General features: G+C 67.0%; 21 protein-coding genes. 10 read left to right on the forward strand and 11 right to left on the reverse strand.

Annotated features, from left to right (window positions below):
* Positions 1 to 30 precede the first annotated feature (30 nt).
* From HPY83_06740 to HPY83_06760, 5 genes are all read right to left on the reverse strand, one after another.
* Positions 31 to 2,097 carry a prolyl oligopeptidase family serine peptidase gene (locus tag HPY83_06740; protein NPV07645.1) on the reverse strand — a complete coding sequence of 689 codons (2,067 nt, stop codon included), beginning with the start codon at positions 2,095 to 2,097 and terminating at the stop codon, positions 31 to 33.
* 150 nt (positions 2,098 to 2,247) lie between these two features.
* The gene (locus HPY83_06745; protein NPV07646.1) at positions 2,248 to 3,453 is read right to left on the reverse strand and encodes a GNAT family N-acetyltransferase; all 1,206 of its coding nucleotides are present in this window, start codon (positions 3,451 to 3,453) and stop codon (positions 2,248 to 2,250) included.
* Between the two features lie 248 nt (positions 3,454 to 3,701).
* Entirely contained in the window at positions 3,702 to 4,511 is an 810-nt protein-coding gene (locus tag HPY83_06750; GenBank protein ID NPV07647.1) for a sugar phosphate isomerase/epimerase, read from the reverse strand.
* Positions 4,512 to 4,591: 80 nt separating this feature from the next.
* Positions 4,592 to 5,362 (reverse strand): sugar phosphate isomerase/epimerase, encoded by a 771-nt coding sequence (locus tag HPY83_06755; protein ID NPV07648.1) that lies wholly within the window; start codon positions 5,360 to 5,362, stop codon positions 4,592 to 4,594.
* A gap of 116 nt (positions 5,363 to 5,478) precedes the next feature.
* Entirely contained in the window at positions 5,479 to 6,795 is a 1,317-nt protein-coding gene (locus tag HPY83_06760) for a DUF2183 domain-containing protein (GenBank protein NPV07649.1), read from the reverse strand.
* Positions 6,796 to 7,026: 231 nt separating this feature from the next.
* On the opposite strand from HPY83_06760, the gene HPY83_06765 reads away from it, so the two are divergent.
* Positions 7,027 to 7,857 (forward strand): SMP-30/gluconolactonase/LRE family protein, encoded by an 831-nt coding sequence (locus tag HPY83_06765; protein NPV07650.1) that lies wholly within the window; start codon positions 7,027 to 7,029, stop codon positions 7,855 to 7,857.
* Positions 7,858 to 7,886: 29 nt separating this feature from the next.
* On the opposite strand, the gene HPY83_06770 is transcribed toward HPY83_06765, so the two are convergent.
* Positions 7,887 to 8,690 carry a class I SAM-dependent methyltransferase gene (locus tag HPY83_06770; protein ID NPV07651.1) on the reverse strand — a complete coding sequence of 268 codons (804 nt, stop codon included), beginning with the start codon at positions 8,688 to 8,690 and terminating at the stop codon, positions 7,887 to 7,889.
* A 177-nt stretch (positions 8,691 to 8,867) separates the two neighbouring features.
* Here HPY83_06770 and dapA point away from each other — a divergent pair, with 177 nt between their 5' ends.
* Positions 8,868 to 9,761 carry a 4-hydroxy-tetrahydrodipicolinate synthase gene (gene dapA, locus HPY83_06775; GenBank protein ID NPV07652.1) on the forward strand — a complete coding sequence of 298 codons (894 nt, stop codon included), beginning with the start codon at positions 8,868 to 8,870 and terminating at the stop codon, positions 9,759 to 9,761.
* Positions 9,762 to 9,948: 187 nt separating this feature from the next.
* The gene (gene cadA, locus HPY83_06780; protein ID NPV07653.1) at positions 9,949 to 12,546 is read left to right on the forward strand and encodes a cadmium-translocating P-type ATPase; all 2,598 of its coding nucleotides are present in this window, start codon (positions 9,949 to 9,951) and stop codon (positions 12,544 to 12,546) included.
* Between the two features lie 108 nt (positions 12,547 to 12,654).
* Here the strand turns inward: cadA and HPY83_06785 are convergent, their stop codons facing one another.
* Positions 12,655 to 12,837: a DUF2188 domain-containing protein gene (locus HPY83_06785; GenBank protein ID NPV07654.1), complete on the reverse strand. Its 183-nt coding sequence runs from the start codon at positions 12,835 to 12,837 to the stop codon at positions 12,655 to 12,657.
* Between the two features lie 106 nt (positions 12,838 to 12,943).
* The gene (locus HPY83_06790; protein ID NPV07655.1) at positions 12,944 to 13,312 is read right to left on the reverse strand and encodes a DMT family protein; all 369 of its coding nucleotides are present in this window, start codon (positions 13,310 to 13,312) and stop codon (positions 12,944 to 12,946) included.
* 601 nt (positions 13,313 to 13,913) lie between these two features.
* On the opposite strand from HPY83_06790, the gene HPY83_06795 reads away from it, so the two are divergent.
* The gene (locus HPY83_06795; protein NPV07656.1) at positions 13,914 to 14,300 is read left to right on the forward strand and encodes a hypothetical protein; all 387 of its coding nucleotides are present in this window, start codon (positions 13,914 to 13,916) and stop codon (positions 14,298 to 14,300) included.
* Positions 14,301 to 14,385: 85 nt separating this feature from the next.
* Here HPY83_06795 and HPY83_06800 read toward each other — a convergent pair whose 3' ends face one another.
* Positions 14,386 to 15,126 (reverse strand): hypothetical protein, encoded by a 741-nt coding sequence (locus tag HPY83_06800; protein NPV07657.1) that lies wholly within the window; start codon positions 15,124 to 15,126, stop codon positions 14,386 to 14,388.
* 137 nt (positions 15,127 to 15,263) lie between these two features.
* Here HPY83_06800 and HPY83_06805 point away from each other — a divergent pair, with 137 nt between their 5' ends.
* From HPY83_06805 to HPY83_06815, 3 genes are read left to right on the forward strand one after another with little or no spacing between them, the layout of a single operon-like run.
* The gene (locus HPY83_06805) at positions 15,264 to 17,798 is read left to right on the forward strand and encodes an alpha-mannosidase (GenBank protein ID NPV07658.1); all 2,535 of its coding nucleotides are present in this window, start codon (positions 15,264 to 15,266) and stop codon (positions 17,796 to 17,798) included.
* 54 nt (positions 17,799 to 17,852) lie between these two features.
* Positions 17,853 to 19,037, forward strand: a complete 1,185-nt coding sequence (locus tag HPY83_06810; GenBank protein NPV07659.1) for a hypothetical protein — start codon at positions 17,853 to 17,855, stop codon at positions 19,035 to 19,037.
* A 12-nt stretch (positions 19,038 to 19,049) separates the two neighbouring features.
* Positions 19,050 to 20,192, forward strand: a complete 1,143-nt coding sequence (locus tag HPY83_06815) for an amidohydrolase/deacetylase family metallohydrolase (GenBank protein NPV07660.1) — start codon at positions 19,050 to 19,052, stop codon at positions 20,190 to 20,192.
* A 22-nt stretch (positions 20,193 to 20,214) separates the two neighbouring features.
* On the opposite strand, the gene HPY83_06820 is transcribed toward HPY83_06815, so the two are convergent.
* Together HPY83_06820 and HPY83_06825 are read right to left on the reverse strand one after the other, a co-directional pair.
* Positions 20,215 to 20,913: a cation transporter gene (locus HPY83_06820; protein NPV07661.1), complete on the reverse strand. Its 699-nt coding sequence runs from the start codon at positions 20,911 to 20,913 to the stop codon at positions 20,215 to 20,217.
* 1 nt (position 20,914) lies between these two features.
* Positions 20,915 to 21,661, reverse strand: a complete 747-nt coding sequence (locus HPY83_06825; protein ID NPV07662.1) for a phosphatidate cytidylyltransferase — start codon at positions 21,659 to 21,661, stop codon at positions 20,915 to 20,917.
* A 250-nt stretch (positions 21,662 to 21,911) separates the two neighbouring features.
* Between HPY83_06825 and HPY83_06830 the strand changes: the two genes are divergently transcribed.
* The 3 genes from HPY83_06830 (at position 21,912) to HPY83_06840 (ending at position 24,978) form a co-directional block, all read left to right on the forward strand.
* Entirely contained in the window at positions 21,912 to 23,060 is a 1,149-nt protein-coding gene (locus HPY83_06830) for a homoserine O-acetyltransferase (GenBank protein ID NPV07663.1), read from the forward strand.
* Positions 23,057 to 23,707, forward strand: coding sequence for a methionine biosynthesis protein MetW (gene metW / locus HPY83_06835; protein ID NPV07664.1), 651 nt, complete (start codon positions 23,057 to 23,059; stop codon positions 23,705 to 23,707). Before HPY83_06830 ends, metW begins: the two co-directional genes overlap by 4 nt.
* Before the next feature lie 125 nt (positions 23,708 to 23,832).
* Entirely contained in the window at positions 23,833 to 24,978 is a 1,146-nt protein-coding gene (locus tag HPY83_06840; protein NPV07665.1) for an MFS transporter, read from the forward strand.
* The last annotated feature ends 70 nt before the right edge of the window (positions 24,979 to 25,048 follow it).

Raw genomic sequence — 25,048 nt, forward strand, 5'->3', positions numbered from 1 at the left:
GTCCTTCCTCCTCCGAAGGGCGAGCCGGGCTTAGCCGGCGGCTTCAGGCTCGAGCGAAGCGGGCAAGAGCACACGAACGGGACCGAAGCCCCGATCGAAGTACTGCTGGCGGACAGTCTCGGGCGCCGCCACCTCGCCGCGGGCATCGCGCGGGTTCACCAAGGTCACCTCGGCCTCGCCCATACAAGGCAGCAGGTCGGCCAGGTCGAAATGGCGAAGGAAGCCCCAGGCCACACTCCACACGCCGTAGTGCTGGGCGCTGTAGTAGCGCGTGGTGGCCAGATCCCGGTAGGAATAGAGGGTGTCCTCCACGGTTACCGAGTCGAGTTCCCCGTCCAGGGCCGCGGCCAGGTAGGCCAACGTCCCGCCGAAGCCCAGCCCGTAGAGGCCCAGCCGGCTGCCGGCGCAGTCCTCCCGGGTGCGCAAGTAGGCCAGCCCCCGAAGGACGTCGAACACTCGCAGGCCCAGAGTCGAGACGCCGAGGAGCATGGCGTCCGAGGCCAGCTTGTACTCGGTGCCATAGTCGGCCCCCGGGTCCCGGCTGTTGACGGGGCGGTTGCGGATGGCGCCCCGGCCGCGGGGGTCGAAGACGAAGAGGCGATGACCCCTCCGAAGCAGTGCCTCCAGCCGGGCACGCTGGGCGGGGATGTCGTCGCTGCCCTGCTCGAGCAGCACCAGGTCTATCTGCACCACCGGGCCGGCCTGGCGGGGGTGGATCATGACGCCGGTGACCACTATGTCCGGGGCGCTGAAGAAGAAGACGTGTTCGGTGCGGTAGCCCTCCACGGGGTCGTCGAAGACGACTCGGGGGTCGATGGGATGGTCCAGGGGCTCATCGGCGATGCCGAGCACCTCGGCCAGTTGCCGACGCAGCTCCGCCGCGTCGGTGGGGGGCGTCGGCGGCCACAGGCGCTCGCGGTTGAGGTCGAAGACGGTCTTCGAGCGGGGAAACTCGGCCAGCACCTGCCCAGCGGTGGTGCAGTGCAGCTCGGCCTCCGGCAGTACCTCGGGCTCGCCGGTGCAGAAGTCCCCGGGCTCGCCCTTGAGGTGGACCCGCATCCAGTTGACTACCGCCTCCCGCAGTGGAGCGGTGAAGCCGTGCGTGGCCGGCGAGTAGGCGATGCCCACCTTGTCCTCGGCGCCGTAGAGCCGGTAGACCTGGTGGGCGCGGCGGACCGATTCGCGGGCCCCCTCGATGGGAAAGAAGTCGTAGAGCGCCGCTCCCACCATAACCGGCTTGGGCGCCATCGCTGTCAGGTATTGGTAGTAGTCCGGCCCCCAGGCCATAGCTCCCCGTACCAGTTGCTCGGCGTCCTGAGCCTGGCCGGTCTTCATGTAGCTCTCCAGGGTCATGACGAAACAGCAGGGGGCGCCGGCGGCGAAGCGGTCGTCGGACATCATCAGCAGGCATGTCTGAGTGCCCCCGCCGGAGTTACCGGTGACGCCGATGCGCTCCCGGTCCACCTCGGGGCGGGACTGGAGGTAGTCCACCCCCCGCATTCCGTCCCAGATGAAATGGCGGGCGATGCTGGCACCATCGAGTATGTACTGCAGGCCGGCGTAGGAGTGCTCGACGGTGCACCCTCCCACGTTGCGCCTGCCCGTCTCGGGGTCGAAGTACTGGAAGCGCTCGCCCTGGCCGGGCGGATCCATGGCCAGGACCACGAACCCGTTCTGGGCCAGGTCGGAGCACACGGCCTGGTAGCGCGGCTCAGCCTTGCCTGACTCGCTGTGGCCGCAGACGAAGAGGATGCCAGGGACCTTACCGTCCAGGGCCTTGGGTACGTAGAGGTTGGCAGTGACGTAGAACTGGGGCAGGCTCTGGTAGATGATCTTCTCGATGGTGTAGTCGCCCCGGTCGAGGATGCCGGTGCAACGTGCTTCCAGAGGGGTCCGCTCTTCAGGCAGGCCGCCGACGGCTTCCAGGAATCGCCGGCGCACCTGACGTCGGTGCTCCTCGAACTGCTCCACCGTAGCGATGGCTTCCCGTTCCCGCTCCTGGCGCCGGAAGTGGGCCTCAGCCCGCCGGCGCAGGTCATCTATCATCTGATCGGAAACGTCGTAGTAACCGTCCACGTGCGAACTGAATGCGCGCATTGTCCCTCCGAAGCCGGGGAGTAGTGATACGTGATGCGTGATGCGTGATGCGTGACGCGTGACCACACTGTGTGTGTCGCATCACACATACCACGTATCACGTATCACGCATCACGCATCACGTATCACGCATCACGTATCACTACTCACTCATATGTAATCCAGGTGATGGTAAGCCCAGGGGGCGAGGGGGAGGGCGCGGGAGATGGCGTCCACCTCGCGGTCGTTGCCCCCAACTACGGTGACGAGGTCCTGACGTACGGCCGCCATCAGGTCTAGCCGAGAGAGAAGCAGACGCGTCAGGGAGTCTTCCTTCATCTCTAGCGTGACCCGACCGGTCGCCCTGCCGCTAGGGCGGTGGATGACCGCCTCCCGTAGCGGGGTCCAGACCTCCACCTCCAGACCTTCGGCCTCCTCGTTCTCCTGCCAGACCTTGGAGGCGAGGGAGGCCGGATCGAGCACGTAGCCCATGATCATCATCGAGCTCTCGGACCGGGGCACGGGGCGGAAGCCCAGCCCCAGAAGGGTGCGGGCATAAGGGGAGCAGTCGGTGGCGAATGTACGGAGGCCCACGCCCCACTCGGATGCCAGAGTGACGGCTTCTTGCAGGACGGCGTGAGCTGCGGTACTGTCACCACCTCGAGTGGCCAGCTCCAGTAACTGAGCTCGACCATGGGCCAGCTCTCGGCTGATCAAGGCGTAGCCTTGCAGGGCGCCCTGCTCCTCGACTCGGATCAGGACGAACTCGTGGGGAATCATGTCGAAGTAGGCAGAGGAGAAGGCATCTTTGTAGTAGCCGGGCCGACGGGAGGGGAAGCCCCCGTACCGGCCGTAGGCGCTGTCGAAAACGGCCAGGAACTCGCCCTCGCGCTCCAGCAGTAACTCCCGACCGGATCGCTCTGCTTTAGTGGTGGGCTGGAGCCGGGGCTGGTCGAGGACGAAGGGCCGCAGGTACGCCAGGTCGTGGTGGCCATTTCGGGCGTAGAAGCGGTACCCGGCGGAGCGCTCGGCACCCCGATAGACCATCATGGCGTCGCATCGCCCTAGCAGGATCTCCTTGGCCACGTCCATCATGCGCGAGCCGATCCCCTGATCTCGCAGCGACTCCTTGACCAGCACCGCGTGCTCGAATCCGGCGCCCACGGCGGCTTGCGGGTTGACGCGGAAGTCTCGGAGATGGAAAGGAACGGCGCCCACCGGTTCCGACCCTCGCAGAGCCAAGATGGCGGTCACGTCTTCGCGGGCGGCCCAGCGGAAGCCGGCCTCCTCGGTGAGGGGTGGAAAGTGGGTGCTGTGCACAGCAAGCCAGCTGGAGACGTCTTGCGGGCGCATTTCCCGGCAAGTGATACCCTGCATGGTGCTCGGAAGCTCCGCCAATGGTCTGGTGTGGCAATTAGTATACGCCCAAAGGCGGGGCAGTGCCTAGGGGCAACCGGAAGCTGACTGGTCGCGCGCCGAAGGCCTGCCCTGGTCCCAGGGGACGGGGTCGGCCCTCGGCCTTGGCCGGCAACGCCGAACGGGCGCGGCCGGGGTTCAGGCCAGCCGGCTCGTCCGCGGCACCGGCACCAAGCCCCGCGGTGTGGCTTCCCTAGCGTGGGCGCGACTCAGCGGTTGCGGTGAGAGTGCGCGAGGACGAGCTCGGCACAGAAGCGCACGCCGTCGTCGGCGGGGGCGTTGGGCCAGCCCTCGGGCTCGAAGGCCAGGTACCGATCGAAGCCGGCCCCCGCCAGGATGCCCACCAGCAGCGGGTAGTCGGTGATGCCCTCGGAGGGCCGGGTGTACTCGAAAGGACGCGGCTGCTTCTCAGGGGCGGCCACGAAATTCTTGACGTGCACGTGCACCACCCGGTCGCCCAATTCCACCGCCGCCTTGATGGGGTCGGACCCGGCTAGGATGAAGTTGCCCCCATCGAGGGTGACTTTCATCTCTGGACCCACCCGCTGCACGCATTCCTTGAGCTCCTCCCAGGTATGGCACATGCGCCCGGCGTTCTCAATGCTGAACAGCAGGCCGGCTGAGCGAGTGATCTCGAGGGCCTTCTGCAGCCCGTCCACGTAGCGGTTCATAGCCTCAGGGCCGCTGTTGGTGTGCTGACCTCCGGCGCTGAAGAGGTGGTCTATCCCGTGGCGGGTGCACACCTCGGCGCCCTGCCGCACGGCATCCAGCGAACCCTCGATGTCGGCGCCGGGGGTGATGAAGTCGGTGTGGATGCAGTAGACAGCAGGCTCCAGCCCGTGCTGGCGCAGGAAGGCGACGGCATCGTCAGGGCTGACGTTGATGCGCGCCAGATAGCGGGCGAACAAGTCCACACCCTGCAGCCCCTCGCTCTTGAGCTGCAGCACCGCATCGCGCCAGTCCATGACGCTACCGTCGTCGGCCCGTGGGTCTCCCATGAGCATATAGCTTACTTTCAACGCGGTCTCCTAGAGTGGCTGGATAGTGTCCGCTGGATGGCGGCGCGGGGGCTCATGGCGCATCGCCCCGGTCTGTCCCGCTACCGCAGGCCCATCTGGCGCAGGTTGCGGTAGCTGATGGCCAGGCTCTCAAACGGGTCCCGCTGGCAGACGTCTTGTTCCACGGCCGCCCACTCTACCTGAGCGTCGTGGCATGCCTCCAGGATAGCGGGCCAGTTCAGGTTGCCCTCCCCGATTTCGGCGAAGGCCTGGGCCCCGTTCAGTATGACCATGTCCTTGAAGTGCACCACGGGCATGCGGCCGCGGAAGCGCCTGATCCAGGCCATGGGATCGCCTCCGCCGTGCTGGACCCAGTAGGTGTCGATCTCGGCCAGCAGGTACCGGGGGTCGCTCTCCGAGAAGAGGATGTCCAGCCCGGTGCGCCCATCGTACTTCTCGAACTCGAAGCTGTGGTTGTGATAGCTGAAGGTCAAGCCAGCCTCGGCCAGCCGACGCCCCACCTCGCTTGCCTCTCGCGCGAAGCGACGGTAACCCTCGGCGCCCTCGCCGCGATACTCGCGGGGCATGCTGCCGATAGCCACATGCTTGCACTCCCACAGGCGGTGCTCTTCGATGACGGCGGGCAGGTCGTTCCACAGCCGGTCGGGGCTGGTATGGGTGTTGCACATGATCAGGCCCTCGGCGTCCAAGAGACGCTTGAGCTCCCGGGGCTCGATGGGACCGATGCCGGAGACCTGCACCGCTCGATAGCCCATCTCACGGATTCGCTGCAGGCCCTTGGCGATGTCCTCGGGGGTCTTCATGTACTCCCTAACGGTGTACAACTGAGCGGCGACACCCATTCGCTCCATGTGAGCCTCCTAGGGTAAGTGCATGGGACGCGGCGGCACCAAGCAGCGCCGCCGGGTGCCTCATTATGGGCCTCAGGCGGCAACGGCTCAAGCACGACCGGAGCCCGGCAGAGGCGTCAATGGGAGGACCGATCACCGCGCTTCGGCTCCTCGTCAGCAGGCCGGTCTAGCACCAGCCCCGAGGCCTCCTGGTCCTCCCCGCCAGCAATGGCTTCCTCCCCTGCGTCCCCCTCTACCGCTTCCCTGGTCTCCGCCACCGTGCGCCCGCGTATCCTCATGGGAGGTGTCCGCCGACCTAGCTCCTCCGAGCGGGCGGCTACCTCCGCCTCGACCTCGGCCACAGCCGCCGGCAGGATCCAGCCATGCCCCAGAGCGTGCTCCGCCATGGGCAGGGTGTTGTCCGCCAGAACCAGGGAAGAGCCCGCCTCCGCGATCTCCTCGGCTAGACCGCGGATGGCGCGGACGCGGTCGGGCCCGGGGCTCACATTCCGGATGTAGACGGCCAGGATGCGCTCGGGATACTGGTGCACGATGTCGCGGTAGATCTCCGGGTCTTTCTCGCCGCTGTCGCCTATGAGGATGAAGGGCAGGCGAGGGTAGAAGTCCACGATCTCCCGGATCACCTCGGACTTGTAGGCCCGCTGGCGCAGGGGAAACAGACCCTCGGTGGAGAGGCCCCAGTCCCGGAGGAAGAGCACCGGGCCGAGGGGGATGTCGTTGAGCCTGAAGAACTGGGAAAGGAGGTCGTAGAAGTTCCAGGGGCTGTTGGAGACGTAGAACAGGGGGTTGAGGGCCGGGCCATCCGCGCCGTGCATGAATGCCCGATACAGGGCAGCCACTCCGGGGAAGGGCAGGCGAGTGTGGGCGTTGCCCAGCATGACGTTGCGCAGCATGCCTACCAGGTGAGTGGCGTCGGTGAAGACCACCGTGTCGTCAATGTCGCTTATCACCCCGTACCTGGCGCCGGGCGGGGGGACGAGCACCTCGGCCGCGGCCGTTACGGGCGCGTACCCGGGCCGCCGCGGCTCCAGGAGCTCGAGCTCCACCCGGTGCCAGAGCCGGTCGGGGGGAAGGGGCCGGTCGGTCTCGATCAGGACCTCGAAGAATCCCTCGACGTCCGCTACGGCCTCCTGCTCCACCTTTCCGAACCGGGCCCGCACCCGGGCATAGGGGATCTCATTGGTCTTCAGGCGACGATACATGTTCAGGAGGTTACGATACACGCTGTCCGCTTCGGTGGCAGGTCCGATCCCGCGGGCCTCCTGGACGCGGCCCCTGAGGCACAGCCGGTCGAGCGTTCCGTAGCCCCGGTAGGCCACGATCTCGATAGGGGGCCTACCCCCGAGGCGCTCGCGCACCCGGTACTTGAGGAGGTCGAACCTCTCCTCCATGCTGACCAGGGCCCGCAGCGCCTGCCTCCGCCAACTTGCCATCACCGGCTCTCCAGCTCCAACCAGGGGATGGAACGCTGATGACGCCGATGATATGCTGATTGGCGCCGATTCCGAAAGGATGGGGGCATGGGTAGCGGGAGACCCTGGGTACCGGCCGCTGCTGAGGGCTCCCACGGGACGGGTTGCCCTTGTTTCCCTTTCTGATCAGCGCCGATGAGCGTATCATCGGCAGCATCTGCGTTCCATGGCGTTCCATCCAGGGAGGTAGCCGTGAGACCCGAGTTCACCCTGATCGCCGAGGGCTTGCCCGGAGCCGAGGGCCCGGTATTCGACCGCGATGGGCGGTTCTTCATGGTGGTGCCGGACCGAGGACTGGTAGTGCGAGTGACGGACGACGGGCACGTGAGCACCCTTGCCGACACCGGAGGCATCCCGGCCGGACTGCAGTGCGACCGAGAGAACCACCTGTGGGTGGCGGACATGAAGCTGGGCATCCTGCGCATCAGCCCCCAAGGCGCCATCGAGCCCATCGTCTCGCGCTTTGAGGACGCACCCATACGCGGGTGTAACGACCTGTACTTCGACTCCCGGGGCAATCTGTACTTCACTGCCCCGGCCGGCTCCAGCGCCGAGAACCCGGTAGGAGAGGTGTTCTGCCGCCGCGCCGACGGCGAGGTGGTGCGGCTGGATCAAGGCTACCAGTTCTGCAACGGCATCGCTGTGACTGCGGACGACCGCCAGCTGATCGTGGCCGAGACGCGCACCAGGTCTCTCTGGGCCTTTGACATTGTGGCGCCGGGTGTGGTGGCGAACAAGCGGCTCTGGGCCCGGCTACCGGGAGAGCATGCCGGTGGGCCGGACGGGATAGATTTCGACGAGGCGGGCAATCTGCTGGCGACCAACATCGGCGGCAGTGCCATCGAGGTCTACGGCCCCGATGGTACCTGGCTAGAGAGCATCGAGACGCCCTTCACCCGCCCCTCCAACGTGCACTTCGGCGGGGACGACGGCCGCTGGGTCTACGTCACCGAGCACACCAACCACGCCGTCTGGAAGTTCCGCTGGCGGCACCGGGGGCAGCGGCAGTACTGCGAGGGCTAGTCCGGGCAGAGCCGACCAATTCTGTGGTGTTACGCCTGCCCGGCGGGCCTCTTCCTGGATACCACGGCGAACCCGCCGCAGTAGAGCAGGTAGTGGTGCCAGGTCCCCGGGTCGGGCGGCGGGCGGTGCTCCGTGAAGTACTGGGGATCGTCGGCGACCTGCTCGATGGACAGCCCCGCGGCGAGGAGGCCGTTGAAGATGTCGGCCAGGTAGTGGCGGAACTGCGCCGAGCCCCCGGAGGTCTCTTCCTTTTGAGCGTACGGGAGGCTGATCCGGTAGCCGTGGCCGTCCCAGGACTCCATCCCCACGAACTCGGTGGCCGGGTTGGTGAAGCACACCCGATAGACACCGCCGGGCCGAAGCACCCTGGTTACCTCGGCAAAGACGGGCCGCAAGTCGGGGACGTAGCACACGGAGGGCGCCTGGTAGACCAGGTCGAAGGACTCGTCGCTCAGACAGGATAGGTCGCGCATGTCGGCCTGGATAGTGGTGACCGGGTAGCCGTAGTGCTCTGCCGCCACCCTGTCGCCCTGCAACTGCCCCTCGGCCAGGTCCACCACGGTCACCCGGGCGCCCTGCAGGCCGAAGACGGCGGACTGCTGCCCTCCACCGGAGGCCAGGCACAGCACATCCTTGCCCTCGACGCCGTCCAGGATGCTGGCGGGGTACATCCAGATGAGCGGCTCCGGGGGATGATCGAGGCTGCCTTCGGCATAGCGGCGAATCAGGACGCGGTCCAGATCGAGGGAGGGGAGGGTGAAACCGCAACCCTCCCGCACCATTCGCTCCCAGTGCTGCCGGTTCATGGCTGCGATGCGGTCGAGGTTCTCCACCCTCCCTCCTTACGTGATCGGGGTGTGGCCGTCCGGGAAGGATGGGCCGCCGATGAGCCTCCCGAGAATGCGCCTGACGGATTCCATGGCGGGCGGGTGCTTCCGTGCTTCGACGGACGGGCAGTTGTGTGCCAGACTAATGGACGCTTAGTGACCGCACAAGGGGAGGGGAAGCCTATGTTGACCGCCGATGCCCTGAGAGGAGTGATCCCCGCCATCGTGACGCCGTTCACCGTTTCGGATGCGGTGGACGAGCCGGCGTTGCGGCGCATCACCGACCACGTGCTGCGGAATGGTGTCCACGGCGTCATGACTACCGGAGGTACGGGGGAGTTCCCCCACCTTTCGCGGGAGGAGAAGCGCATTGTCACTGCCATAGTGGTGGACGAGGTCCAGGGCCGGGTCCCGGTCATCGCGGGAACGGCAGCCTGTAGCACCCGGGAGGCCATAGACCTGAGCGAAGACGCCCAGGCTATCGGCGCCGACGCGGTCATCGTCACGGCGCCCTACTACTTCGGGCTGCCCCCGTCCTCTCTGGAACGGCACTACCGGGAGCTGGCCGAGGCGGTGGACATCCCGATCGTCGTCTACAACAACCCGCTGTACACGGGCAACAACCTGTCCCCGGCCCTGTTGGCCCGGCTGGCCGAGGTGGAGGGGATCATCGGCCTGAAGCAGAGCAACGACAACCTGGGCGAGCTGGTGGAGGTGGTCAGGCTGGCCCGTGAGCGGATGTCCGTCTGCACCGGCATAGACAGCCAGTTCTACCCCGCCCTCTGCGTGGGTGCTCGCGGGATCTTCTCCACCGCTGCCAACGTGATGCCGGCGCAGATGGTGCAGGTGTACGAGCTGACGGTGTCTGGTCGCCATGACGAGGCCAGGGAGCTGCACCTCCGGCTGCAAGTTCTGAATCGGTTGCTCGAGTACGATCCCGGGTATGTCTCGCCCTGCAAGGAGGCCCTGGCCATGATGGGTATGCCGGCGGGGAGGGTGCGCCGGCCGCTGCCCGAGCTGACCGATGAAGAGTGGCAAGAGCTTCGCGGGGCGCTCGAGCAGTTGGGGCTGGTATAGAGCCCGCCTGGCCCGGGCGCGCTTCGCAGGAGGGGCGGGGGAGCCGCATCGGTGCCTGACCAGGTCAGCGGCGGGGTACGGCCCCCAGCGGGCATGGGGACGGACGGCGATGCTATAATGAGCGCTAACGAAACCTGCCAATGAGACCGTTCCGGCTGTGACCGGCGCGGGGTGGAGCGGAAGTCATATGTCCGACGGTGGGGAAGACTCCGCTGGTGCAACTTGGCCCAGTGGGATGCGGACCGGGGTTGTACCGCTGAGAGCGGTGGCGCGCGGCGTCGCCGAGTGTGCCCGATGCCTCGAGGCTCTGCGGGAGAAGGTGGAGGGTATACGCGGGGTGGAGGTGGCCTCTCTGGACCAGGAAGGCGACGCTCTGGTGCTCACCTACGACCCAACCCTGGCGGGACTGAGCCAGATCGAGGACGTGGTGCGCGAGGAAGGCCTGCGGCTGGACGCGCGCTATAAGCACCTGAACCTAGGTGTGGAAGGGCTTCACTGCGCTGACTGCGCCACGGCCCTGCAGCGGGCTCTGCAAGACCTACCTGGCGTCCTGTTCGCCGAGGCCAACGTGGCCTCGGCCACCCTCCGACTGGAGTACGATGCCGCCCAGGTGGACCAAAGCGAGATTGTGGCTCAGGCCAGGCGAGCTGGCTTCGAGTTGGAGCCGCCCCCTTCCGGAGCGCTGGCGCTGACGGTCTCCGGGCTCGATTGCCCCGACTGCGCCCGTGAGCTGGAGGAGGAGCTCCGCCGGATCGAGGGAGTGGAGTTCGCGGAGCTGGATTTTGCCACCGGGCGCCTGACCGTGGTGACCCATTCGGGACAGGAAGTCCTTCCTCCCATCAGGGAAGCGGTTGCGGCCGCCGGGTTCTCCCTCTCCGAGGGAGACGAGGCGGTTTCGGTTCGGGTTGGACCCGGGGACCGGCTGCGCAAGGACTGGCCAGTGGCTGCGGCCGGCTTCTTCACCCTGGCCGGCATGCTCCTGGGCCTGGCCGGGATAGGACTGGTGGCGGACATCTCCTTCCTGGTGGCCATCGTCGTGGGCGGGTTCCGGGTCGCCCGATCCGGTATCAGGGTGTTGAGGGTGTCGCGTACCCTCAGCATAGACGTGCTCATGACGGTGGCGGTGACGGGCGCAGTAGCGATCGGGGAGCTGAGCGAGGCGGCTACCGTCGTCTTCCTGTTCGCCCTCGGTGAGGCGCTCGAGGGGTACACCATGGACCGAGCCCGGAGGGCCATCAGCAGGCTGCTGGACCTCAGTCCGCGGCAGGCCAGCCGGCTGCGCGATGGTGTCCCGGAGCGGGTCGCGGTGTCGGCGTTGGTTCCTGGGGACGTGGTGCTGGTCTCGCCGGGAGAGAGCATCCCGGTGGATGGGCTGGTCGCCGCGGGCGAGAGCAGTGTGGACGAGTCCACCCTCACGGGCGAGTCGGTGCCGATGCCCAAGGCCGTCGGGGAAGCGGTGTACGCCGGGACGGTCAACGGGATGGGGGCGCTGCAGGTGCGCGCCCTCCGTCCAGCCGCGGACTCCACCGTGGCCCGGATCGTACGCCTGGTGCAGGAGGCGCAGTCGCGTCGGGCGCCCAGCCAGCGGCTGGTGGAGCGATTCGCCCGGTACTACACCCCGGCGGTGATGGTCGCGGCGGTGGCAGTGGCGGCCATTCCTCCGGCATTGGGGCTGGGACCGTTCCGGGACTGGCTCTACCGAGCTTTGGTGCTGCTGGTGATTTCCTGCCCCTGCGCTCTGGTCATCTCCACTCCGGTGGCGGTGGTGAGCGCCATCGCTCGGGCGGCGCGCCGTGGTGTCATCCTCAAAGGGGGCGTCTACCTGGAAGCTTTGGGACAGATCCGGGCCCTGGCCTTGGACAAGACGGGCACGCTCACCACCGGCCGGCCGGTGGTGAGTGAGGTGATACCGCTCAACGGGGCGTCGGAGGCGGAGGTGCTCGCCCTCGCGGCAGCTGCCGAGGAGCGGTCGGGGCATCCCCTGGCGGCGGCCATCGTACGAGAGGCGACCATGCGCGGTCTAGCCCCGGCGGCTGGAGTGGAAGTGCTACAGGAGACTCCGGGTCGCGGGGTCGAGGCGGTCATCGCCGGGCGGCGCGTGTGCGCCGGCCAGGTGGAGTTCGTCCGGGAGCGGTGCGGCGCCGGAGCCGACGGTCTAGATGGGCAGGCAGGCGGCCTGCATGACCAGGGCCGAACGGTGGTGGCCCTGGCGCTGGAGGGGCGGCCTGTGGGCCTGATTGGGCTGCAGGACTCCCCGCGGCCGGAGGCAGCGGGAGCCGTGCGTGTGCTGCGGGAGATGGGGCTTCGCCTAGTGATGTTGACCGGCGACAACGAGCGCACCGCCGCCGCCATCTCGCGCCAGCTGGGCATACAGGAGTACCGGGCGTCGTTGCGCCCGGAGGACAAGCGGGAGGCGGTGACCGAGTTGGTGGCCCGTCACGGCCACGTGGGCATGGTGGGCGAGGGGGTGAACGACGCCCCGGCGCTGGCAGCCTCCACGGTGGGGATCGCCATGGGAGCGGCCGGGTCTCACGCCACGCTGGAGACGGCGGACGTGGTGCTTATGGCCGACGATCTGGCCCGGCTGCCGGGGCTGATCCGGCTGGGCCGGAGCGCCAGGCGAACCATAGCCGTGAACGTGGGCGTGGCCCTGGCCATCAAGGCACTCTTCCTAGCGCTGGCGGTGGCGGGGGTGGCTACTCTCTGGATGGCCGTGTTCGCCGACGTGGGCGCTTCGCTGCTGGTCATCTTCAATGGAATGCGGCTGCTGAGAGCGGAAATCTAGGGGCGCCGGGGCGGAGCGTTCTACGCCCATTCTGTACAAAGGGCGATGAGCCTCGGGCCGCGAGGACCCGGGGCTCATCGCTTGCTGTCCCTCCGCTCAGTCCAACTCTCAGCCCTCGACGATTACCTCCACTCCTTCTTCCGCCGCGAGCTGGCGGGCGAAGGCCTCCGCCTCCTCTCGGGTGTCCAGGGTCTTGGTGGCGCAGCGGGCTCCCTCGCGCTTCACTGCCCAGGTTCCATCTCGGCGCGCCGACACCACCACGTTCTTCTTCACTGCTTCCTTCTTGGCCACACGTCCCTCCGACGCAGAGGTTCCTAGGGAGCGCGGCAGCTAGCCGCGTCTCTCCCTTCCTGGTGGCCATGCAAACGTTGTGCCGGCGGCCACCCGGTGGGGCAGGTCACCACTTCTTGAAGATGACAAACACCGCCGCCACGATGAGCAGGAAGCCCAAGATGTAGTTCCACCGCAGGCTCTCTTTGAGGTAGAGAACGGAGAAGCCGGAGAAGATCACCAGGGTAATGGCCTCCTGCATGGTCTTGAGCTGAGCGGCGGAGAACTGGCCATGACCGATACGGTTGGCAGGCACCTGAAAGCAGTACTCAACGAAGGCGATCATCCAACTGATAACGATCACCCGCAAGAGAGGCGCCGACTTGTACTTGAGGTGGCCGTACCAGGCCAGGGTCATGAACAGGTTGGAGACGGCCAAGAGCAGAACCGTCTTCACGCGGTGCCCTCCACGCCGCTCGGCACAAGGTGGCGGCATTGCATCGAGGATGGAATGCGCACGGAGCAGAGGACCCGCGGCTGGCGCGCCCCCTAAGGCAACCGCCGCTGTCGGCTCTGTCGTCGGCGAGTAGATAGTATACGCTTCCTGGCCACATCCGCTAGAGTCGGTAGGACGCGATTACGGCTTTCTCAAAGTCGAGCCACCGTTGGGCGAGCTGCCATCTGGCGCGGGCCAGGAACCGCCACTGGCCAGCCAGCAGGCATGGAACACAGACGCTGCAGCCCCCGATAGCGCCCAGCCCGGTCCCGACAGTCATCTCTGGTGGCCTGCTCCAGGACCCTGTCAACGCCCTAGCCGTAGGGGCGAACCTCGTGTTCGCCCGCAGCATTCTCCGGCAGTCACCTCTGCTGGCCTGCCCCAGGACCCTGTCAACGCCCTAGGACGCCATTTCGGAGGCGTTGTCATGGCGAAGCGGAGGGCCTATGCTTGGGGTCGGGCGCACCCGAAGGCGGTGCATATTGAGTCGCCTGAGGTATGTGTGGCCAGGCGCGTTGATGAGCGGAGACAGGGCCTCCGCCGTCGGCGTTGCCGGTGTTGGTGTCGGTGTTGGGAAAAGTCATAGTGAAGGAGATAAACCGTGTCAGACCCAATCGTCTTTGTGGCTGTGCACAAGGTCAAGCCGGGCAAGGTTGACGGCTTGCGAGCGATGAGCCCGGAGCTCACGGAGGCCTTCAGGGCTGGAAAGCCTCAGACTCTTGCCTACCTAACGTACCTGAGCGCGGACGGCAACGAGGTAGGCTACGTGCAGGTGTACGCCGACGCAGACGCCATGGAACGCCACATGGAGGGCCTGGAGGACAGACTGAGGCGCCTGGCCGAGTTCATGGACTTTCATCGCTACGAGATATTCGGCAGGCCTAGCGACGAGACGCTACACAGACTAAGACAGGCTGCCGGACCGGGCGTCACCCTCACCGAGATGCCGGAGTACATCAGCGGCTATATCAGGTTGCTCTCTATCTGAGCTGCGGCCGCTGCCCTGGGAGCCGGACGCACCGGGCCGTGACGAGCCTAACCCGAACTCGCCAGGCCTCGGTGCGCCGAGACCGTCAGGAACCCGATGACCCGTTGGCCTGGCGCCCCGCGTGCGCGTCGAGCACGTCCCGGTGCTGCTCCAGGGCGTGCCAGCCTTCTTCCGAGAGCCGGTAGAGGCCGTGGCCCAGGCGTTCGAACCATCCGTAGTGGTTGCGATACAGGATGGACTGCGTCTTGGCCCCGCAGCCGAGTTCCCTCAGGCGGCGCGGCGTGCACTCGCCCTCGGTGGCGAGTGCCATCGCCGTCCTGAGGACCTCCTCGCGGTAGGCGGTCATTAACTTGCGGCCGGTGCTGCCGCCTAGATTGTGGTCGCCCGACCGTCCCTGCATCTCTCCGATGATGGCGCGACGCCGCGCCCGACTTCGCCTGCGGCTGTGAGGCAAGGGATGGCAGACGACCTCCACCGTCGCGCCCTCCGAGTCAGTGGAGACGAGCATGAGACCCAGCTCCAGTCTCCGCAGTAGGGCAAGTGTCCGTTTCCAGCGACCTCGCTGCCGTCGCCCCGAGGGACGAGGCACGGCCAGATAGACGGAGTCGGTGAGTGCCTGGCGCTGCACCGCCTGGGCCAGCAGATCTACCGAGAGGTGGCGCTTCAGTTCCACCACTACCAGGCTAGGCTCCCCCGGCGAGCCAGGTTCCTGGGCGCGGACGGCGGTGACGTCGCACCCGGCCACCTCGCCCTGGACGGTGAAACCCTGGGCCACCAGGTAGTCCCGCACCGGGGCATACAGGTCGGTCTCTCGCTTGGGTGGCACTGCCTGCTCCCCTCTTGAGTGACGCGGGGATGGTTTTCGCCTCCTTCCCGCAGGCGGTATGATACCCGCCACCGACGACCGAGCGCACGTCGGCCCTGGGAGCCGCCCTAGGCCGCGGCTGCGTAAAGGGGGAACACATGGAGCAGGACCTCTCCCGGTTCACGGTACACCTCCTGGGCAACGCCCACATAGACCTGGTGTACCGCTGGCGGCTGAACGAGGTGATCGAGAGGGTGGCCCCAGATACCTTCACCGGTGTGCTGGCGCTGATGAAGCGGGACCCCGACTTCACTTTCGTGCAGAGCCAGATGGCCCTCTACCAAGCCATGCAAGAGCACCACCCGGAGCTGTACCGAAAGATCGAGGAGGCCGTGCAGGACGGGCGCTGGGCCGTGGTGGGGGGATGGGCCGAGTACGACCACATGCTGACCGGCGACGAGAGCATCATTCGTCACTACCTCCTCGGCACCCAGTACATGCGGGCTCAGGGGCTGGCCCAGCGCATCGTGGTGGACTGGTGCCCGGACTCTTTCTCCGGCCACGCCCACACCCTGCCTACCATCATGGCTGGGTGCGGCATCAGGTACCTCCTGATGATTAGGGCCACGCCCCAGGGCATGCCGGCGTTCATCTGGGAAGGGCCGGACGGCTCGCAGGTGCTGACTTGCCGGGCGCCTCTGGGGTATGGGATCGCCCTCTCCCCCTCCGTGCTGGACGTTCTCCCCGAATGGGAGCGGGTCACGGGGCTGACCGACGTACTCGTTCTCTACGGCATGGGCGACCACGGAGGCGGCCCCCGCCAGGGCGACCTCGACGCTCTGGCCGACATGCAGTCGCGGCCGGGTGCGCCCCGGTTCGTCCATAGCCTGCCCGAGCCCTTCTTCCAGACATTGGGATGGCGCATGGCGGAGGCAGGGGAGCGGGACGGCCGCTCCTACGTATTCCGGGGAGAGCTTCTGGACGTCTCTCGGGGTCCGTTCACATCGGAGGGACGCAACAAGCGGCGCATCGTGGCGTTGCAGCACGATCTCCTGACGGCGGAGCGCCTGGCGTCGTTGTCTTCGCTGCTGCAGCGCAAGCCAGTGTGTCCCCGGGTGGACTTCGACCGTATCTGGCAGGCGCTGCTGCGGCATCAGTTCCACGACGACATCCCCGGCACCTCCCGTCACCCAGTCTATCTGGACAACGAGCGCGAGTACGAGAGCATCGGCCGGGAGATTGAGGAGATTGCTCTGACGGCCATGGGCGAGGTGGGGGCCCGGCTAGATACGCGCGGTGAAGGCCAGCCGGTGATCGTGTTCAACCCGCTGGCGTGGGAGCGCACCGGGCCCGCTCTGGCTACCCTCCGGATGGCCGAGGCTCCGGGCAGGCTGGCCGTGGTGGACGAGAGCGGCGGCCTTCAGCCCGCCCAGGTGGTGTCTCACCATCACGAAGGCCCCTGGCACATGGTGGACGTCGCCTTCACCGCCAGGGAGGTGCCTCCGGTAGGCTATCGCCTCTACCGCGTCCTCGAGGCCGTCGCTGTTGAGCCTGAGTCGGACCTGCGAGTGGGCCAGAGCACCATCGAGAACCAGTTTCTGCGAGTCACAATGGACGAGCGGAGCGGCAACGTCAGCAGTATCTTCGACAAGCGCCGGGGCGTGGAAGTGCTATCCGGCCCCAGCAACGCCCTCCAGTTGCTGGGCGAGGACCCGAGCAAGTCCAGCGCCTGGATCATGTGGCCCACGGGGGAAACGGAGGAGCTGGACCGGGCCGACCAGGTGAGGCTGTTGGAGGCGGGGCCAGCCCGTGCCACTCTAAGCGCGTCCTCCTACTGGCGGGATTCCCACTTTGAGCGACAGGTCACCCTGTGCAGCGGCGTGCCGGTGGTGTTCTTCCGCTGCGTCTGTCACTGGTACGAGCGCGAGGCGGCGCTGAAGGTGGCCTTTCGACTGGACGCACCTGAGGCCGTGGCCACCTACGACGTGCCCTTCGGGTCCATCGAGCGCCCGACGAACGGTCAGGAGGTGCCTGCGCACCGTTGGGCGGACTTGAGCGGGCCTTCTGGAGGCGCCGCCCTGCTCAATCGCGGCTGCTTCGGCCACGATGCCGAGAAGGGCACCTTGCGGCTGACTCTTTTGCGTGGCATCGGCGACTTGGACCCCCTGGCTGACGAGGGCGAGCACGAGATCGTGTATGCCCTGTATCCTCATGCAGGGGGCTGGCAGTCGGCGGAAGTAGTCCGGCGGGGGATGGAGTTCAACCTACCTTTCGTCTCCCGGCGGGAGATGAAGCGCTCCGGCGTGATTTCGCCCTGGGGGGCGCCGGGGCTCAAGGCGGCGCTCCCGCCGTCGCTCGGGCTGGTGGAGGTAGGGCCGGCCAACGTAGTGTTGACGGCGCTGAAGTTGGAGCAGGGCCAGTGGACCCGAGGAGCCCTCATCCTGCGTCTGTACGAGGCTCATGGCCAGGAGACCACCGCTTGCCTCCGGTTCCCGGAGCCGGTGGCCCTGGTGCAGGAGACCAATCACCTGGAGGAAAGCAAGGCGGAGGGGCGGGTGCGGTGGCAGGACAACGAGATCGCCTTGCACTTCCGTCCCCACGAGATCCGCACCATCCGGGTTGAACTGGCCGTCTACGGGCTGGGGTTGGATACCGAGGCCTGCGGCGATGCCCGTGGGTTGGAGAACGGATAGGAGCGCGCTGGTGTCGGCCGACGCGCGCCGGAATGACGACGAAGGAGGAGGATCATGGACGACCCAGCACGGGCGGTCGGCTTGCATGCCGCTGCTATCACCGTGGACCTGACTCCGCCGGTCGGGTACTACCTGGGCGGCTACGGGGACCGAAAAGACCCTAGTAATGCCGTCCGCGACCCACTGCGCGGGCGTCTCCTTCTGCTCGACAACGGAGAGACCCGTCTGGTCCTGGTCACGCTGGACCTGCTTAGCATCCAGTGGCAGTCCACCCAACAGATCCGGCGGGGCCTGGAGGAGCGCATCGGCGTGCCGCCGGCCCATGTGCTTGTCAACTACTCCCATACCCACGCCGGGCCAGACGTGTTGCGCTACGACGGCTACGTCTCCCAGGTAGTGGAGAAGGTGATCGGCGCCGGCCAGGAAGCGTCGTCCTTGCTCGAGCCGGTTACCATCGTCTACGACGAGGACGCCATCGAGTTCAACATCAACCGCCGTCTCAAGGGCTCCGACGGGACGGTGCGGATGGCCCCGAATCCCGAGGGACCAGTGGACCGGCGGGTGCGGGTGCTGAGAGTGCAGAGGGAGGATGGTTCCCCCTTGGCTATCTTGTTCCACGCGGTCTGTCACGCCAATGCTCTGCGGGCCGACAACCTGGCTATCTCGGCGGACTTCCCTGGGGTGGCGCAGGACTTCCTCAGGGCAGTCTTCGGCCCGTTCTGTGTTCCCATGTTCATCCAGGGATGTACGGGCAACGTCAGGGCCAATCTCCCGGGCGAAACCGGCTTCCGCAGCGCTGACGAGGCCGACCTGCTCTGGTGCGGCTACTCGCTCGGGGCGGCCGCTGCGAGAGCCGCGGCTCGGGCCGCCACCCGGGAGAGGGTCGCGGCCGGAGTCCTGGGTGCGGCTCTTGGCGGGGTGGACCGGATTTTGCCGCTGCCCGGGCGCGAGGCGGGCATGGTGGACTACCCCGTCCAGGCGGTTCGCATCGGGAGCCTGCTGCTCATAGGCCTGCCCGGTGAACCGGTGGTGGACTATGCCCTTCGGCTGGAGCAAATGCTCGAAGGCTGGCAGCAGATAGTGGTGGCCGGCTACTGCAACGCCCGCAGCCGCTATTTGGCCACCGCCCAGCACTATGCAGAGGGCGGGTACGAGGCCCTGGCTCGCAGCTCGCCCTATGCGCCCGAGGCGGAGGAAGTGCTGCTTGCAGCCGTGACGGACCTGGTACAGACGCTCTAGGAGACGGTGAGCATGTATGACCTTGTGATCCGCGGAGGAATCGTAGTGGACCCCTCTCAGGGCCTGCACCAGCGGGCCGACGTCGCCGTAAGCGACGGGGTGGTGGAGGCAGTGGAACGGCAGGTGCGGGGCGCCGCCCGGCGCGATCTGGACGCCTCTGGCCTCATCGTCACCCCGGGGCTGGTGGACATACACGTCCACGGGCTGCCAGGGGTGTCGCACTACGGGATTGACCTGGATCGCGCCGCCCTGGGGACCGGCGTGACCACGGCGGTGGACGCGGGCACGACCGGGCGCTGCACCTGGCCTGCCATGCGCCGCTATGTGCTGGAGCGATCCTGCCTGGACCTCTATGCGCTTCTCAACATAAGCGGAATGGGGCTGATCAGCGATTCGGTGGGCGAGGGGACGGACTTGCGCTGGCTGGACGTGGCCGCCTGCACTGCCATAGCCAACGACAATCGGGACAGGGTCCTGGGGGTGAAGGTGCGCCAGGACCTGGCCCGGGTGGGCGACAATGGACTGGAGCCGCTGCGTCGGGCCGTGGCTGCTGCTGAGTGGCTAGATCTGCCGGTGATGGTACACGTGGGCAGGCTACCCGCCCCACTGGCGGAGTTGCTTGCCCTCCTCCGGCCCGGAGACATTGTCACTCACGCCTTCCACGGGTGGCCGGGGGGAATCCTGGGCCAGGACGGCCGCGTGCTGCCTGAGGCGCGGGCGGCGGCGGACCGAGGTATCGTCTTCGACGTGGGCCACGGCGCCGGCAGCTTCTCCTTCCCGGTGATAGAGGCCAGCCTGGAGCAGGGCTTCCTGCCGGGGACTATCAGCAGCGACCTGCACGTCTACAACGTGCACGGGCCCGTGTACGACCTACCCACGGTGATGGCCAAGTTCCTGTGGCTGGGGCTGTCTCTGGAGGAGGTGGTAGGACGGGTGACGGTGGAGGCGGCCCGGGCCGTGCGGCTGGACACGGTAGCGGGGTCGCTGGCGCCCGGGCGGCGGGCCGATGTGACCCTGTTGCAGGAGATCGAGGGGCGCTTCCGCTTCGACGACTGCTTTGGCAACAAGCGGGTGGCGGAGCGGACGCTGGTGCCGCGCCGAGTGGTTCTGGGGGGAGAGGTCCTGCCGGCGGCCACAGCTGCGCCCTGGAGGTAGGCGCGCCCTCCGGCGCCGACGGCTATACTTCGGCGTATTCGTCCACTGGTCGGGCTCGCGCCCGGGCAGGGCCCGGGACGGAGTCGCCGGCGGCCATCGCCGTGCGCGCCGCCCGCAGCGCGCTCCAGAGCAGATAGGCGGCCACGGCCAGCGATCCCAGCAGATCCACGTAGCCGGTGGCTCCGTGGGAGGGGGCGAGCGCCACCGCCGCCAGGGCGGTGATGACGCACAGGTCTACTAGGGCCTTGGCCCGGTACAGGTGACACTGGGCTTCGATCACCGAGCTGTACTGCTCGCGAGCCAGGCCGACGTAACGTCGCCAGAACCAAAGGTTGGTGACAAGTCCCATGCCGGCGATGGCCAGGCCCGGGTATACGTTGCCGCCCGGGCGGTAAGAGAGGCCGCGGGAGAGGGCGAGCGCCGACATCACTACGGCGGAGCAGCCCAAGGCGGCGGCCACGCTCAGGCCCGCCACCCTCTCCACCCGGGCTCGTGTGTGGGCGTCCAGCTCCCGGCCGCGGGCCAAGTAGCGGAACACCCGCCAGGAGATGAACAGAGCTATCAGCTCGACTGTGCGGCGGACGAAGTCGGCCAACTGGGTGGTAGAGCGGCTGGTGATAACGGCGACGCCAGTGGCCAGTGGTGCCCAGGCGCTGAGGAGGACGGCCGCCAGCAGAGTGCGCTCGCGCCGGCAGACCTGGTTGTCGGGCAGGGAATTCATTCTACCAGCCCAGAAGCGACAGCACGATGGCCAGGCGCCGGGTGACGGCTGCTGCCGCGAGGGGCACGGTGAGGGTATCGGTGCCTCGCCGGGAGAACAGCTCCACAATCCCGCAGACCGGGGCCACGACGGTGGACATCACCAGGCTCACGTACCAGGGCTTCCCCGCATACAGCAGGAGGGTGTAGAAGAGAGCGGTGCCGGCCACCACCATCATAGCCCACAGGCCTTCGTGCGTCTTGGCGCCTTCGATGTACCGGGTGAGGAAGCGACGCCGGCCGAACCGCTTGCCGATCAGGGCGGCGGCGGCATCGCCGAAGCCCCACCCCATCACGGCCACCGCCACCACATAACGCCACTGAGGTCCCATGAGCCCCCAGTAGACAGAGATGAGGATGGCAAAGGAGAGCTGCACGTAGAGGAGCTGCTTCCTCAGTTCCCCGCCGTGCTTCGTCCTGTCCACGAAGACCTCGAGATAGCGGGGGGTCTTCTCCACCAACAGGAGGACGGGGTAGGCCAGGAGCACCAGGAGAAACGCAGCGCCAACTGCTACATACCAGGTGCTAAACAGGTTTAGCAGGATGAATACCGAGAGGCTATAGGCGATGTGCTGCATCTTGCGCACCAGCTCCGTGGGCGTCTTCGTCAGCACTTTGAGCAGTGTGGGCAAGAGCACCACTACGAGCAGGTAGTAAGCTAGCAGTGACCCGGCGGCGAGGATGTCACTCGTGGGAACAACGAAACTCACGTACGTCTCCTGAATGCTGCGTCCCGCTGATTAGGCTTCGGTGCTTGCTCGGGCCTCGTCGCTGGGCGCCTGCGCGCCCGTCAGGATACCATCCGCCGGATCGGAAGGAAAGCCTGACTGCCGTGCTTTTGACAAGCTACTGCCGCACCCATACAGTATTCTTTCAGGCAGATGCCAGCATCACCTGTGGAGCCGATCGGCGCCGACCCGGCCCGCGGCTCCACTGCCGTATGTAGAGGTACCGCTTCGCATGGATGAGCGCAGCGTAGGTATCGTGCAAACGCAATACGTGCGTCTCTTCGAGCCGCCTAACGAGCTCAGGCTGGACAGCGGCGAGAAGCTGGGTCCCATCACAGTCGCCTACGAGACGTATGGGGAGTTGAACGCCGATCGCTCCAATGCCATCATGCTCTGCCACGCTCTCTCGGGCGACGCTCATGCCGCTGGTCGGCACAGCCCGGACGATGCCAAGCCTGGCTGGTGGGACGACATGGTGGGCCCGGGAAAGGGCTTCGATACCAGCCGCTACTTTGTGATCTGCGCCAATGTGATCGGCGGCTGTATGGGCACCACCGGCCCATCTTCCATCAACCCGCGCACGGGCCGGCCTTACGGCCTGGCTTTCCCTGTGGTCACGGTGGCGGACATGGTGCGAGTGCACCGGGAACTCCTGCGACACCTGGGCATCGAATCCCTCCTCAGCGTGAGCGGTGGCAGTATGGGGGGCATGCAGGTGCTCCAGTGGGCGGTGGACTACCCCGACGTGGTCCGCAGCGCCATACCGATCGCCACCGCGGCCCAGCAGTCAGCCCAAGGCATCGCCTTCGACGTGGTGGGCCGACGGGCAATCATGTCGGACCCGAAGTGGCGCGGCGGCAACTACTATGCCTTCAACGATCCGCCGGTGGACGGTCTGGCCCTGGCCCGCATGGTGGGGCACATCACCTATCTGAGTGAGCTGTCCATGAGGCGGAAGTTCGGCCGCCGCCTGCAGGATCGGGAGCGCTACGGCTACGACTTCGCCACTGAGTTTCAGGTGGAGAGCTATCTCTACTATCAGGGCGACAAGTTCACCGAGAGGTTCGATGCCAACACCTATCTCTACATAACCAAGGCCATAGACTACTTCGACCTCACCAACGGCAAGGCCTCTCTGGTAGAGGCGTTTCGGGGGGTGCGGGCCAAGTTCCTGGTGATCGCCTTCAGTTCGGACTGGCTCTACCTTCCCTCGCAGTCGCGGGAAATCGTGAGCGCTCTCAAGGCCAACGACGTGGACGTGTCCTACTGTGAGATCGAGTCCGACTACGGTCACGATGCCTTCCTGCTGGAAGTGGAAGAGCAGGAGAGCCTGATCCGCAACTTCCTGGCCGCCGTGGCGAGGGAGAGCGGCGTGACATGAGTGTAGCAGAGAGCACCGGGCAGGTTGGCGTACGCAGGCTGGACTACGACGTCATCGTGGGGTTGGTGGAGCCTGGCTCCCGGGTGCTGGACCTGGGCTGCGGGGATGGCCTGCTGCTGTCCCGGCTCATCGCGGAAAAGGGCGCCCGCGGCGCCGGGGTGGAGATCTCCCAGGCGGGGGTGCAGGCGGCCATCGCCCGGGGGCTGAGCGTGGTTCAGGGCGACCTGGACCAGGGCCTGGCCGACTACCAGGACAAGTCCTTCGACTGGGTGATCCTGAATCAGACGCTGCAGTCACTGCTCAAGCCGGTGTTGGTGCTGGACGAGATGCTGCGGGTGGGTCGGCGCGCGATCGTGGGCTTCCCCAACTGCGGCTACTGGCAGGCTCGGCTGCAGCTGCTGCTCACAGGCCGCATGCCGTCCGACCGCAACCTCTCCTACCGGTGGTACGATACCCCGGCTACTCGCCTTCTCACGATTAAGGACTTTCGTGCCTTCTGCGCCGAGCACGGCATCGCCATTCTGCGGGAGGTCTACCTGGGAGGGCAGATGGGGGAGCGCCGACATCTGCTGCCCAACCTCCGCGCTGAGACGGGCATATTCGTGCTGGCAGGCGATGGCCGGCCGTCCGGGCGCCGGCTAGAGTGACGGCCTCGAGGGTTGGCCCTTCGCCGAGCACGTCTGGGTCTTCGGCCGGGACCGTGGACGTCACTCCGTGCCGGAACGGCACGCTGGACGCAGAGGCAGGTGCGAGGAGCCGAAGCTCGGCCCGCATGAAGGCGGTGCTGACCCTGGCACTGGGCCACGCATCGGCCGACTTCTACCCCGGTTACCTCCCCAGCGTGCTCCCCTACTTGATCGCCAAGCTGGGCTTCTCCCTCACCGTGGCTGGAGGGCTGGCCTCCCTGCAGTCGTTCGCCACCTCGCTCATCCAGCCGCTGCTGGGCTATCTGGTGGACGCCCGGCGCCCTCGACCGTACGCGGCCTGGGGTTTGGTGGGTGCGACGGTGCTGTTCAGCCTGATGGGGCTGGCGCCCAACGGGTGGCTGCTTGCCGGCCTAATCGTGCTTGGTGGCTTCGGGGTGGCCCTGTATCACCCTCAGGGCGCAGCCATGGCTGCCATGCTTTCCGGCGGGAGGGCGGGCACCGCCATGTCGCTCTTCGCCACCGGGGGCAGCATCGGCCACGCGCTCGGTCCACTAGTGGCAGTGCTGGTGGTAGAGGCCTGGGGCCTGGAGAGCCTCGTGGTGCTGTCGGTGCCAGGGCTGGTGGTGGCCTGGCTGGTGCACCGGGCCATGCGCGTTCCGCTGGCGGAGATGGAATCCAGGCGGCGGCACGTGTCCCTGAGGGCGGCACTGGCGGGGGCGGGCTCGCAGCTGGTGCTGCTTCTGGCAGTCATGACTCTGCGGTCGGCCGCCTCGGTGGGGATAAGCACCATGCTGCCCATATACCTGGAGGCCAAGGGGCTGGCCCTCGCCATCGGGGCTACGGCCATATTCGTGTTCCGCTTGGCCGGGGCGGTGGGAGTGTTCTTCGGCGGACCCTTGAGCGACCGGTTCGGGCGCCGGGAGGTGATCTGGGTATCGTTCGCCTTGGCGCTGCCTTTCCTGTACCTGTTCTTCAACAGCGACGGGGCGATGCGGTTGCTCCACCTGGCGCTGGCGGCGGCGGTGCTTACCTCCAGCACCCCGGTCAACACCGTCATGGCCCAAGAGACCATCCCTCGCACCGCCGCCGTCGCCTCCGGGCTGATGATGGGAGTAGGCTGGGCCCTGGGGAGCCTAGCCGTGTTCGTGATCGGCTTCCTGGCCGACCGGGTGGGCATCGAGGCCGCTCTGCCGGCGACGACCATGGTCCTGGTGGTGGCCGGCCTGGTATTGGCTCTGCTCGTGCCGCGCCGACCGCGTACTGCCCCCTGAGAGACAGCCCCACTCCGCCAGCCGGCCTGGGCCAGTGGCGCGCGGCGCCTGTCTCTGGTGACGCTGCAGC

The organism is Anaerolineae bacterium, from assembly GCA_013178015.1.
Taxonomy (GTDB): domain Bacteria; phylum Chloroflexota; class Anaerolineae; order DRVO01; family DRVO01; genus Ch71.

What these genes read in the sequence shown, in the direction of transcription:
- HPY83_06740 (NPV07645.1), bottom strand. Translation starts at nt 2,097, where the DNA reads ATGCGCGCATTCAGTTCGCACGTGGACGGTTACTACGACGTTTCCGAT.
- HPY83_06745 (NPV07646.1), bottom strand. Translation starts at nt 3,453, where the DNA reads ATGCAGGGTATCACTTGCCGGGAAATGCGCCCGCAAGACGTCTCCAGC.
- HPY83_06755 (NPV07648.1), bottom strand. Translation starts at nt 5,362, where the DNA reads ATGGAGCGAATGGGTGTCGCCGCTCAGTTGTACACCGTTAGGGAGTAC.
- HPY83_06760 (NPV07649.1), bottom strand. Translation starts at nt 6,795, where the DNA reads ATGGCAAGTTGGCGGAGGCAGGCGCTGCGGGCCCTGGTCAGCATGGAG.
- dapA (NPV07652.1), top strand. Translation starts at nt 8,868, where the DNA reads ATGTTGACCGCCGATGCCCTGAGAGGAGTGATCCCCGCCATCGTGACG.
- cadA (NPV07653.1), top strand. Translation starts at nt 9,949, where the DNA reads ATGTCCGACGGTGGGGAAGACTCCGCTGGTGCAACTTGGCCCAGTGGG.
- HPY83_06790 (NPV07655.1), bottom strand. Translation starts at nt 13,312, where the DNA reads ATGCCGCCACCTTGTGCCGAGCGGCGTGGAGGGCACCGCGTGAAGACG.
- HPY83_06805 (NPV07658.1), top strand. Translation starts at nt 15,264, where the DNA reads ATGGAGCAGGACCTCTCCCGGTTCACGGTACACCTCCTGGGCAACGCC.
- HPY83_06810 (NPV07659.1), top strand. Translation starts at nt 17,853, where the DNA reads ATGGACGACCCAGCACGGGCGGTCGGCTTGCATGCCGCTGCTATCACC.
- HPY83_06815 (NPV07660.1), top strand. Translation starts at nt 19,050, where the DNA reads ATGTATGACCTTGTGATCCGCGGAGGAATCGTAGTGGACCCCTCTCAG.
- HPY83_06820 (NPV07661.1), bottom strand. Translation starts at nt 20,913, where the DNA reads ATGAATTCCCTGCCCGACAACCAGGTCTGCCGGCGCGAGCGCACTCTG.
- HPY83_06830 (NPV07663.1), top strand. Translation starts at nt 21,912, where the DNA reads ATGGATGAGCGCAGCGTAGGTATCGTGCAAACGCAATACGTGCGTCTC.
- metW (NPV07664.1), top strand. Translation starts at nt 23,057, where the DNA reads ATGAGTGTAGCAGAGAGCACCGGGCAGGTTGGCGTACGCAGGCTGGAC.
- HPY83_06840 (NPV07665.1), top strand. Translation starts at nt 23,833, where the DNA reads ATGAAGGCGGTGCTGACCCTGGCACTGGGCCACGCATCGGCCGACTTC.